General features: G+C 37.3%; 12 protein-coding genes. 2 read left to right on the top strand and 10 right to left on the bottom strand.

Annotated elements, in window-relative coordinates; all coding sequences use genetic code 11:
- Nucleotides 1–151: 151 nt before the first annotated feature.
- The 10 genes from AC1DOS_RS13105 to AC1DOS_RS13060 all read right to left on the bottom strand — a co-directional run bounded on the left by AC1DOS_RS13105 (nt 152) and on the right by AC1DOS_RS13060 (nt 9,277).
- Nucleotides 152–694, bottom strand: coding sequence for a SpoIIIAH-like family protein (locus AC1DOS_RS13105; protein ID WP_477537865.1), 543 nt, complete (start codon nt 692–694; stop codon nt 152–154).
- On the bottom strand, nt 691–1,131 hold the full coding sequence (locus AC1DOS_RS13100; protein ID WP_108586822.1) for a hypothetical protein: 441 nt from the start codon (nt 1,129–1,131) through the stop codon (nt 691–693). Before AC1DOS_RS13100 ends, AC1DOS_RS13105 begins: the two co-directional genes overlap by 4 nt.
- 217 nt (nt 1,132–1,348) lie before the next feature.
- Nucleotides 1,349–2,254, bottom strand: coding sequence for a stage III sporulation protein AE (locus tag AC1DOS_RS13095; RefSeq protein ID WP_477537864.1), 906 nt, complete (start codon nt 2,252–2,254; stop codon nt 1,349–1,351).
- A 409-nt stretch (nt 2,255–2,663) separates the two neighbouring features.
- Entirely contained in the window at nt 2,664–2,864 is a 201-nt protein-coding gene (locus AC1DOS_RS13090) for a SpoIIIAC/SpoIIIAD family protein (RefSeq protein ID WP_108586825.1), read from the bottom strand.
- A 109-nt stretch (nt 2,865–2,973) separates the two neighbouring features.
- Entirely contained in the window at nt 2,974–3,534 is a 561-nt protein-coding gene (gene efp / locus AC1DOS_RS13085) for an elongation factor P (RefSeq protein WP_477537863.1), read from the bottom strand.
- A gap of 17 nt (nt 3,535–3,551) precedes the next feature.
- A complete protein-coding gene (locus AC1DOS_RS13080) occupies nt 3,552–4,613 on the bottom strand; it encodes an aminopeptidase P family protein (RefSeq protein ID WP_477537862.1) in 1,062 nt (353 codons plus the stop codon).
- A complete protein-coding gene (gene aroQ / locus AC1DOS_RS13075) occupies nt 4,614–5,057 on the bottom strand; it encodes a type II 3-dehydroquinate dehydratase (protein WP_477537861.1) in 444 nt (147 codons plus the stop codon). It lies immediately after the preceding gene.
- Between the two features lie 59 nt (nt 5,058–5,116).
- Nucleotides 5,117–5,539 carry a hypothetical protein gene (locus tag AC1DOS_RS13070; RefSeq protein ID WP_477537866.1) on the bottom strand — a complete coding sequence of 141 codons (423 nt, stop codon included), beginning with the start codon at nt 5,537–5,539 and terminating at the stop codon, nt 5,117–5,119.
- A gap of 164 nt (nt 5,540–5,703) precedes the next feature.
- Complete coding sequence (locus AC1DOS_RS13065; protein WP_477537860.1) at nt 5,704–8,268, bottom strand: vitamin B12-dependent ribonucleotide reductase; 2,565 nt, start codon at nt 8,266–8,268, stop codon at nt 5,704–5,706.
- A gap of 172 nt (nt 8,269–8,440) precedes the next feature.
- A complete protein-coding gene (locus AC1DOS_RS13060) occupies nt 8,441–9,277 on the bottom strand; it encodes a lipoate--protein ligase family protein (RefSeq protein ID WP_477537859.1) in 837 nt (278 codons plus the stop codon).
- A gap of 288 nt (nt 9,278–9,565) precedes the next feature.
- On the opposite strand from AC1DOS_RS13060, the gene AC1DOS_RS13055 reads away from it, so the two are divergent.
- Nucleotides 9,566–9,946: a rhodanese-like domain-containing protein gene (locus tag AC1DOS_RS13055; protein WP_108586832.1), complete on the top strand. Its 381-nt coding sequence runs from the start codon at nt 9,566–9,568 to the stop codon at nt 9,944–9,946.
- Nucleotides 9,947–10,028: 82 nt separating this feature from the next.
- Nucleotides 10,029–11,297: an AAA family ATPase gene (locus tag AC1DOS_RS13050; RefSeq protein WP_477537858.1), complete on the top strand. Its 1,269-nt coding sequence runs from the start codon at nt 10,029–10,031 to the stop codon at nt 11,295–11,297.
- Nucleotides 11,298–11,530 lie beyond the last annotated feature (233 nt).

Below are 11,530 nucleotides of genomic sequence, written 5' to 3'. Positions count from 1 at the left end.
GAGTTGGTACTAACCTGAAAGGTTGAGAAGCCCATTTTAGCCCGACGCCGGCGCTGGAGAAACGAATCGCTATCTTGATTCCAAACGAAGGATTAAAGAGGAATTTGTCTCTTAAAATGAAAAAAGGACCTTAATTGGCCCTTTTCATTCATTATGAAGCTGGTTGAAATGTTACTTGTACTTTTCTAGCATCTTCCCACTCTTTTTTGACGATGTGGATAATTTCGTTTGCTTCTGCTTTACCTAATTCGTCAGAGATAACCATAACCTTCACTAATCCTTTTTCTGTTTGAACAAGAGCATCTGAATATCCTAGTGAACGGATTAGCATTTCAAGCATGGCTTCAGTTGATTCACGAACTGTTAAATCTTCCATCGCACTATAGGCTTCATTAATTTCATCTGCATTTATTTCTTTTGCAGTGATTTTTGTAGTAAGTTGTTCTTTTAACTGACTACGTTCGTTAGAAGCTTCCATTCTCATCTCTTCAAATAACGCACTTTGAGCATATACTGGTGTCACTGACTCATCTTTTGCTCCGTCATCGACCGTCAACTTATTACTTCCTTCATCTGAAAAAATAGCTAAACCATCAAAGGGCATGTTGTTGGGCTCTTGCACGTAATACACCGAAATTACTGCTACTAGACTTAATAAAGTTAGCATCCACACTGTACGTTTTTTGACTTTCATTTAGAAACCCCTTTCTCATCCATCGGGACGACGACAATTCGATGTTCTGGCAGTATTAATACAGCCGATAAATATTTTATTAACTTCAATCTGATTTGAGCTTGATCCGCTCCTCTTGCGACAACTAATATGGATTGGATCTTTGTTTGTTCCTCTGTCTTTGGATCAAACAATGCAAAACTAGGTTTTTCCGAAACTGTTTGAAGAGGCTCGTTCGTGCCTGTATAAAAAAATAATTCGACTTCACCTACCCCAGCCATTTTTTCCAATGCTTTTTCCAATGATTGTTCTTGTGTTGCCGGATCTTCTGACTGACTGGTTGTGTAAGGTTGCTTGGTGAAAAGAGTTTCATTAAATAAGAAAAACACCATGAATACCAAGAGGCTTGCAAGCAGGAGACCGCTTTTCATACGATTCATTTTAATGGATGGACTCACGCTCCTCTCCTAAGTGAGACAGGCATTTGATAAACTATATGAAACTCATTCCTCAACTATTCATAGAAAAATGAAGTGATAAATAACATCATGTATATGGCCAGTCCTAATTTTGTATATTGTTCCAAATTATCATTGGAATCTGTGTCTGTGAAAACTGCCTGTAKGATTTCACTAAGCAATATAATAAACACTAACCCCTTTAACCATTCGGACATCATGCACCCCTCATTAGAAGAGAAAATTTCACTAAAATAACAACAAAGATCGCGGTGTAGAAAAACGCAAAAGCTATTAAAAATGACAAGATACTTAGCACGAAAATAGATTTCCCAATATCGTCCAAGAAACTAGCTAAATCTTCGGGTCCAAATGGCTCAATTATTGCAGCCACTAATCGGTAACAAAAGGCAACGCTAATCGTTTTCAGTGTGGGGATTAGTACCACTAGTAAAATTGAAAAAGCAATCCCACCACCGGTAATGGAAGTGATTGATGAAGAAAACCGAGTAAATGTGCTTAGACTCTCCGTTAAGAATGAGCCTACGAAAGGAATGTTTTGCTGAATTATTTTCTTAATCGGTTCGGTGACCACACTAGAAATATTCCATGAGATAAACCCTTGAACTGATATAAAAAAACTATAAATAACAACAACTGCTGAAACAATACTGAGCAAAGATGTTCGAATTATGTCTGTCAGTTTCGTAAATGGAGTTGCTGGATGAAACCGACTAATAAAATCAAGCAATATCGTCGTCATTAACAAAGGAATCAGGATTTTCTCAGTTAACAACACTGTAAATTGAATAAATACATATAAAGCTGGATTCCAAATTGAAAAAGCCATCGTTCCACTATTCATTAGCAAACCAGCCGTTAAAACAGGGTAAACACTCATAAAAACCGTAATCATTTCCTTGGAAAACTGTTGCATTTCATGCATGGCCTCTATTGCAGGAGTAAGTGTGTATAAAACCGCTATGCAAAAAAGTGCCAGTCTTGTCCAACGCTTTCCTTGAGGAAATAAAATATCGAGAATCATACCAAGAATAATGGCAATTAGAAGAACCATGAAGTATCGGGTTACACCAAAAACATAGGCATATAAGGGTTCAAGCATGAACCATCTCACCCCTCAATTACCTGAATTATTTAATCAATAGCCGAGATAGAGTCGTAAACATTTGTTGGATTAGTGGCAACCAGTAGGTCAGTATTAGTAAATGACAACTAATAGATATGAGTGGAGTAAACGCATTCAAATTCAAGTTCCGGCTCCATTCAGATAAAGCTTCACTAATAAATGTAAGAAAAACCGAGATTATTAAAACCCTTATGATCGGGAGAGCTTCTTTTGGAGCATGTTCAAGAACAGCACGTACAATTGGAATGAGCATCTGAAACAGAATATTAGAGAGTAGTATAAAGAAGAACAAACTAAGAAGTATAGGTGTGAATTGTGGAAGAATTTGTTGTAGCAACAACATAAGGAATATAATCACTATCGTTACTAGGATGATTTGCATAACTTACACCGAAATGGTGAGCCATTCGAAAAAAGTAGTGATTTCTTCGAAGAAGTATCGAAGAAAACGCAACATTTCAACCGTCATATAAAGATAACCAAAAACAAATAAAAAAAACGTAAATTCTTTTTTCCCTGTTTGTTCAAAGAAAAGGTGCAACAACGCAAGAATTACTCCAATTCCTGCCACTCGAATTACGTCCATAAATTCCGACTTGTCCCCTCCTCCGTCTCTTCATCGTATGCTCAAACAGGTTAATACATGAAAAAAAAGTTGCCATTTGCACGAAATGCAAATGACAACTCTTGTTTTATTATTGTGCTCTTGAAACGTAAGCGGCTTCTGATGTGTTAATGATGAGACGATCGCCTTCGTTGATAAAGAATGGAACCTGTACGGAAAGTCCAGTTTCTAATACTGCTGTTTTCGTACCACCACTTGATGTATCACCTTTAATACCAGGCTCTGTTTCTGCAACGATTAAGATAACCGAGTTTGGTAATTCAACCCCTAATGTTTCACCTTGGTACTGCATAATTTGAACTTCCATGTWTTCACGCAAGAACTTCAACTCATACTCGATTTGTTTTGATTCGAGTTCAATTTGTTCATACGTGTCAGTATCCATGAAATTGTGCGTATCGCCGTTTGCATATAAATATTGCATTTTACGGTTATCAATTTGAGCTTTTTCTACTTTCTCTCCAGCGCGGAATGTTTTTTCATTTACTGCACCAGTACGAATGTTGCGTAATTTTGAACGAACGAATGCTGCGCCTTTACCTGGTTTTACATGTTGGAAATCCAAAACGCGCCAAATGCCACCATCTACTTCTATTGTCAAACCTGTTTTAAAATCATTTACTGAGATCATTTTTGTTCCTCCAAAATTTATAAGATAAGTAACTCTTTTGTAGAATGTGTTAATTTGTTATTTCCTGTTGCTGTCATGACCGAATCATCTTCGATTCGAACGCCACCGACTCCTGGCAAGTATATCCCCGGTTCAATTGTGATAACCATTCCTTCTTCAAGAACGACATCTGAACGGAAGGATAAGCCAGGTCCTTCATGGACTTCTAATCCAATCCCGTGTCCTAAAGAATGTCCAAACGCTTCTCCGTACCCTTTTGATTTAATGTAATCCCGAGCAACGGCGTCCGCTTCAATCCCTGTCATTCCAGGTTTAATTTTCTCCAAAGCTAACATTTGTGAATCTAGAACAATTTGATAAATTTCTTTTAAGTGATCGCTTGGTTCTCCTATGGCAACTGTTCTCGTAACGTCGGATACGTATCCATTATACAATGCACCGAAGTCCAATGTTACAAAATCACCTTTTTCAATTATTTTTTTGGTGGCTACACCGTGTGGAAGAGCTGATCTGAGTCCAGAAGCCACGATAATATCAAAAGAAGATGAAGAAGCACCTTGTTTACGCATAAAGAACTCTAGTTCATTAGAAACCTCTAATTCTGTTTTTCCAGCTGCAATAAACGTAATAATGTGTTCAAAAGCCGCATCTGCGATGTCTGCGGCAGCCTTAATAATCTTAATCTCTTGAGGCGTCTTAATCAAGCGGATCTTCTCAATTAGCCCAGAAACAGGAACTAGTTCTGATTTGACAGCTTTTTGATAGCTTTCAAACATGGCATAAGTCATGTCATCTTTCTCAAAACCTACTTTTTTTGCACCTATTTTTTCTAATTGCACACTAACTTCTTCAATAAGCGTTTTTGTATGTTGAACAATATCAAAGCCTTTTATTTCTGTTTCAGCTTGTTCCGTATAACGAAAATCTGTAATAAAAACTGCTTGCTCTTGAGAAATAATAGCAACTCCTGCTGTACCAGTAAAACCAGTTATGTATCTGCGATTGTACCCACTTGTAATCAACAAGGCATCAATCTGATGCTCCACAAGAGCTTGACGTAATTTAGATAATTTCTCCATTTAAGACTCCCCTTTTCTTCTATGTAAAAATGTTTCTAGTGCTAATGTATAACCAAATGTTCCAAGTCCGCAAATTTGTCCTACACAAACAGCTGCTAAAACCGATTGATGCCGGAAACTTTCTCTACTATGAATATTCGAAATATGAACTTCAATTACTGGAATAGATATAGATGCAATGGCATCGCGTAATGCATAACTCGTATGTGTGTATGCTCCAGGATTAAAAATAATTCCATCAACCTCGGCATCTTCTGCAAGGTGGAGCCAATCAATTAGTTCACCTTCATGATTTGATTGTTTACATTCCACTTGAGCATTTGATATTTCACCATGAGTTATCAGTGACTGCTGCACATCTTCTAATGTAACCGATCCGTAAATTGCTGGTTCACGTTTTCCTAAACGATTTAAATTCGGTCCATTCAAACATAGAATATTCACACTATTCCCCCTAGTTCCATCGTTCCTTTTCATTTTATCACAACAAATAGGTGCAGCAACTACTTTCGTACGTCATCATATACAGTTCGGTCATAATAAACAATTGTTTCTGCAAGGGCTCTGCAAATAAATATAATAACCGTTAATATTGGAATGGAGTGCCAACCTATGCGTGATAAGTCTGAGTATATTGCCCATTCTAATAGAAGCCATGTGGCAAATCCAACCACTAGAGAAGTAGCAATGGCAGGCATTTTTTTGACCAGTAGCAATAATCCCATCACAATATTAATTATTAAAAAGACGATAAGATATGTGAGCATCCACTTAATTGAAACGTGTGCTAGAGGGAATATTTGAAACGTTTTCGTCCAGTTTAAAGGATGCCATTTAATAAATTTAAAGACATGAAGAAAACCTAATATACATGTAAAAACTAAAGCATGTGCAGTTGATATCCAGAGGAAATGACTACCTTTCATTCGAATCACAATCCTTTCTATCTCTCCATTTTTGACTGTTATCACTCACTCTATTCATAGATATCATGATTTTCCAAAAATTAATGCAAATCAAAAAGACGTACCGTGTATCAACTCGATACACGGTACGTTTCTTTTATAATCTTTAGTCATTCTTTACTTTTTTACAGTCCACACTTAAGTTGAGCACCGCAACTCGTACATGTATTGCAGCCACCCATTTCTTCTACTGTACCTTGTCGACAAACTGGGCATTTGTTTCCTGCTTCAGATCCAATTGTCACTGTTGTCGAACGTAAAGCTTGTATAGTATCAACTAACACAATCGGACGATTTTCCATGACTTTTTCTTCATAATGATGTTCATCCATTACATTTTCTTCAGCTTTGAGTGTCAACACTTGTGCATCTCGACTTCCATCGACATACACAGTTCCACCTTTAGCTCCACCACGGTACAGTCGTTCGTAGACCCCTTGTACTTGTTCCACTGTATAGCCACGAGGTGCATTTACAGTTTTAGAGATAGAACTATCAATCCAACGTTGAATTATACACTGCACATCAGCATGAGCTTCAGGTGCTAATTCCATCGATGCTTTAAACCATTCTGGTAAATTATTCGCATCTACCTGTGGATTCGCTTCTAAGTATTCACGTACAATATCTGCTTTTACTTCAATGAATTTACCTAAACGTCCACTACGATAATAAGTGAATGAGAAATAAGGTTCTAACCCTGTTGATACTCCAACCATTGTACCAGTTGATCCAGTTGGAGCAACTGTTAGTAAATGGGAATTACGAATCCCGTTTTCAATAATTGCTTCACGTACATGCGGGGCCATTTTTTTCATGAATCCTGAATTGATGAATGCTTGGCGTAACCTATTTGTTTCTTCTAGCGTCTCGCCTTGTAAGAACGGGAAACTGCCACGCTCTTTCGCAAGATCTGCTGAAGTTTCGTATGCTGCCACAGCAATCGTTTCAAAAATCTGATCGACTAATACATTACCTTCATCTGATCCATACTCTTTTTCACAATAAATCAACAAGTCTGCTAGTCCCATAACACCAAGACCAACACGACGTTCACCAAGGGCTTGTACTTTATTTTCTTCTAAGAAGTATGGAGTTGCGTCAATGACGTTATCTTGCATACGTACGCCGACACGAACCGTTTCTTTTAAGCCTTCAAAATCGACTGTTTTCGACTCTTTTTGAGCAAATTGTGCTAAATTCACAGCTGCTAAGTTACACACGGAATATGGTGCTAAAGGTTGTTCGCCACATGGGTTCGTTGCTACAACTTGTTGCCCATACGCTTTGGCATTGGTCATTTCGTTCGCATTATCAATAAAKAAAATACCAGGTTCAGCAGAATACGTTGCACAAATATTAATCAAATTCCATAGGTCTTTCGCTTTCATTGTGCGATAAGTACGTACGCTATGGCCTTGTTTTTCCCATTCACGAACATCACCAATTTCATKCCATTTCTCATTGTAAACTGCCATTTCTTCTGCTGTGTAGGTTTCTACAGCTGGGAATCGARGTGCATGTTCACCATCTAATTCTACTTCCTTCATAAAGTCATCAGTTAAAGTTACTGAAATGTTAGCACCCGTTAAAAACTCTGAGTTGTTTACACTGTAAGTACCGCCGTCTAGTAATTTTGTTTCGGCATCACGAATAATGCCATCACTGAATCCACCTAGTCCAGGAATTTTTTTATAATTGACTATTCCTTGATACATCGCTTCTTCTTGTTGCGTTAAAGGTTTAAAGTTGAGTTTATCTTTCGCAAGCTCTTTGATCGTTTCATCTTCTGTATTCTCTATTAAAAAGCGAAGAATTCTCGGATTTTGCATTTTTGAAATAATAAATTCGGCAATATCAGGATGCCAATCAGCAAGCATAATCATTTGAGCACCACGTCGGCTGCCACCTTGTTCAACAAGATGAGTTAACTTCGCTATATCGTCTAACCATGATACTGAACCAGATGATTTTCCGTTAACACCTTTTGCTAGTGTATTTCTGGGACGAAGTGTTGAGCCATTCGTTCCAACGCCTCCACCTCGACTCATAATTTCCATCACTTGTTTGCGATGATCAGAAATGCCTTCACGTGAATCTGGCACAAATGGCATAACGTAACAGTTAAAATAAGTTACATCTGTTCCTGCCCCTGCACCATAAAGAACTCGTCCAGCAGGAATAAATTTCATGGCTACCAATTGTTCATAAAACTTTTGGAACCATTCTTTTTTCTTTTCTTCAGTTGTTTCTACTGATGCTAAACCAGTTGCGTTACGTTTTGCAATTTGTTCATAATAAACTTCCAATGGTTTTTCAATTACATGAATAGAACGATTAACAATTCCAAGTTGTTGTTCTGTCGGATCATCAATAGCACTACGGTAATCTTCTTCAATTAACACTTTTGCTTTGTTCGCGTCTTTGTCAATTGAAACAATATAACCTAAGCCGCGGGCTGGGAATTTAGGATCTTCTTTCACTGTTAAAACTACGAAGTCTCCTGCTTTCAATGTTTCCTTCGCCATATCTTTAAAAGAATAGCGATCGATCATTACTAAGCGGGAAACCCCTTTATGCGTAAGTGTCATTTCTTGTGTAATTGGATGTACTTGAGGAAATAATGCTATGTCTTGATTTAAATTTTCAATGTTTAACTTACCTATTGTTTGTTTGGAAACTAGTACCATCTTCATTCCTCCTATTTATGCTTAAAAACACAATATGTAGTGTAGATAATTAAATATATTACTATATATTGATATTAAAATCAATTGAAGCGCATGTATGGTCGAACATACACACGCAACGTCTATAGGTATATTTTACTTATTTTATACCAAAAATAGCACTTTGTGCCCACTACTTACGGTATGTCCAATCGTCATGCGCGTAACGCCTTTTTTCTAAAGCTTCTACATATTCTATTTGTTCATTTGTAAGTGAATAAGGTTCAAGATTAACATCTAATCCCTCTTCAAATCCATTTTTAAACGCTGCTACACACTCATCCATAGTCGCAGGTATTTCACGTAAACGATTGATTGCTACTGCTTTTTCTGGTAACCCTCTTCGAACACGAGCTTTTACCGCTTCAGATGGATAATTAAATAAAGAGACGAGTTTGTCTTCATCTAAATCAAGTAAAATCGCCCCATGCTGTAGAATGACACCTTTTTGTCTAGTTTGTGCACTGCCAGCTACTTTTTTTCCTTCAACTACTAACTCATACCAGGAAGGAGCGTCAAAACAGACTGCGCTTCTTGGTTTTTTCAAATCAGTTTTCTTTTCATCTGTATCAGGTATTGAAAAGTAAGCATCAAGCCCAAGATTTTGGAAACCTATTAATAACCCTTCGCTTAATACTCGATATGCTTCGGTTACTGTCACTGGCATATTCGGATAATCTTCACTGACGATAATGCTATACGTTAATTCATGTTCATGTAGTACCCCTCGACCACCTGTTGGACGACGAACAAAACCTAAGTTATGCTTTTTAACTTCTTCCATATTAATTTCTTTCTTTACTTGTTGGAAGTAGCCAATCGATAATGTGGCTGGTGTCCATCCGTAAAAACGTACGATAGGAGGCAGGAGTCCTTCGCTATGCCAATCTAATAATGCTTCATCTAAAGCCATATTAAAAGATGGACGACAAGCACCGGAATTAATAAAATACCAAGTTGGTTTGGACATATAATTTCCTCCTCACAATGTTTTTCATCTTACCAAACCAAATGCCATGTGGCTACTAAATTATTTAAATAAACTATAAAGAAAATTCAAACAGTCGAGATCTTTCATACAAGATTTTTTCAATAATACATAAAACCATATTGTGTGTGTTATAGACATTCGAATAGATCATTATCTCTTTGTTCTATATAACTTGAACTTTAAAATCCATCTTTTAAGCTTTAAAAAGATGGGTTTTCTCACAAGAAAATAGTATAATAAAAACATAGAGAGAAAGGGGAAGTTGTTTTGACACTTATATATATTATTAGTGCTGCTTTATTAGCTTTAGTGGTCTATTTTTTAATTTCATCACTTCGATTGAAAAAAGCTGTTTCAGGTTTAACCCAAGAACAGTTTATTGAGGGATATCGTAAAGCACAACTCATAGACGTCCGTGAACCAAAAGAATTTGATGGCGGGCACATTCTAGGTGCGCGCAACATCCCATCTTCACAAATGCGCCAACGCTTCAAAGAAATTCGTTCAGATAAGCCTGTTTACTTGTACTGTCAAAATAGCGCAAGAAGTTCACGTACTGCTTTGTTTCTTAAGAAAAAAGGATATACGCAGATTTATCAATTACAAGGCGGTTTCCGTCAATGGACTGGTAAAATTAAAGCTAAATAATTTTCTGAAAAGTTCTTCCAATTGGAGGAACTTTTTTTCAACTTAATCGTTATAATTGAGTCATATTTTATGGGAGGCCTTTATGAAACCACTTACGCTTATATCACACCTTGAAGATACGAGACAAACTCTTCCCCATTACGAAGATCTTGCATTCGTATCCAAACGCATTATTGACAAGCTTGAACATAGGTTATCTGGACAATGGCAACATATATATATTGGTGAAACCATTTCGCAACTCGATACCAACGTCCTTGAAATGATGGAAAAAGGCCTCCTTGAGTACGAGTCTCTTAGTCATATATACGAGACACGAACTCTTGGAAAAATAGGCACAACTTCCGAGGATGCTAATGAAAGCCACTTAAAAGTAGTTAATACGTTTGAAAATCAACTTATTTATTTCCCTAATCATGAAGTTGCCCTAACAATTGTCACGTTTTACACCACCGATCATAGCTGGCCAGAGATGCATTGTTATGCCCAGTCTCCTGAAAAGGCTTTAGCCTTCTTACAAGATATTAACGAGAAATTAAGGCAAATGTTAATGCAGTCTGTTACATTTTTAGTGGATACGGAAGATGGCGTAAAGCGACGCAATTACGGTGAACATTCTGTTGTAAGTCGTGAGGATGTTATGCTTGAGGAGTCGGTGAAACAAGATATCTTCCGTTCAATTGATCAATTTTTCACAGCAGATGGCCAATTCTTTAAAGAATATGGATTGCCTTATAAGCGCGGTATTTTACTTTATGGTTCTCCGGGTAACGGAAAAACAACGTTAGTTAAGTCCATCACTGGCTCAACAAACGCACCCGTAGTGTATTGGCAGATTACTGAGTTTACTGGAAGTCATTCTATACAAGAAGTATTTGGCATCGTCACAAGACTAGCACCAGCCATTCTAGTCATTGAAGACATAGACTCTATGCCTGAATATACACGTTCTGTCTTTTTAAACACTCTAGATGGCACGCAATCTAGAGAAGGGTTATTTATTATAGGAACAACAAACTATCCCGAAAAAATCGATCCTGCGCTGATTAACCGTGCTGGACGTTTTGACCGAGCATATGAAATACCGGCTCCTTCCGCTCAAGTACGAGAACAGTATTTACGTAAACTTGATTTGAAGGACATCTTCTCACACCAACAAGTCAATGACATGGCACGCTTGACAAAAGGCTTATCGATTTCTCAATTAAATGAATTATATATGTCTGTTGCCTTAAACTGGCATTATGATGGTGAACTGGCTTTTGAAGAGCGCATAAAAGAACTTCAAAAACAAAATAAACGTTCAAAAAAGAATGACTGGGAAGACGAGGAAGGTTCAATCGGATTTTAATTAGGCTATGTAAAAGAATCTGTTTGAAATGAAAGAACAAAAGAAATGCATTTGCCCCTAGCATGCCACAAGTGGATAAATGCACGAAAAAACTGTATCGTTTAACAGAGCCTTTCAAAACATCTTAATTAATCCTCATTTTAAGAATTATCACTACAACTACAAACGTAAAACCTTGTTTCCACTTACTGAGGATGACAGGTTTCCAGTTCGCTTCGGACGCTTTACCTGCT

Source organism: Paenisporosarcina sp. P5_A11 (genome assembly GCF_056400705.1).
The sequence above is the reverse complement of the archived record's forward strand: the minus strand, read 5'-3'. Positions and strand labels throughout refer to the sequence as shown.

Excerpts from the sequence above, each read along its gene's own strand:
- AC1DOS_RS13080 (WP_477537862.1), bottom strand. The coding sequence starts at position 4,613 with ATGGAGAAATTATCTAAATTACGTCAAGCTCTTGTGGAGCATCAGATT.
- AC1DOS_RS13070 (WP_477537866.1), bottom strand. The coding sequence starts at position 5,539 with ATGAAAGGTAGTCATTTCCTCTGGATATCAACTGCACATGCTTTAGTT.
- AC1DOS_RS13060 (WP_477537859.1), bottom strand. The coding sequence starts at position 9,277 with ATGTCCAAACCAACTTGGTATTTTATTAATTCCGGTGCTTGTCGTCCA.
- AC1DOS_RS13105 (WP_477537865.1), bottom strand. The coding sequence starts at position 694 with ATGAAAGTCAAAAAACGTACAGTGTGGATGCTAACTTTATTAAGTCTA.
- AC1DOS_RS13090 (WP_108586825.1), bottom strand. The coding sequence starts at position 2,864 with ATGGACGTAATTCGAGTGGCAGGAATTGGAGTAATTCTTGCGTTGTTG.
- AC1DOS_RS13095 (WP_477537864.1), bottom strand. The coding sequence starts at position 2,254 with ATGCTTGAACCCTTATATGCCTATGTTTTTGGTGTAACCCGATACTTC.
- AC1DOS_RS13050 (WP_477537858.1), top strand. The coding sequence starts at position 10,029 with ATGAAACCACTTACGCTTATATCACACCTTGAAGATACGAGACAAACT.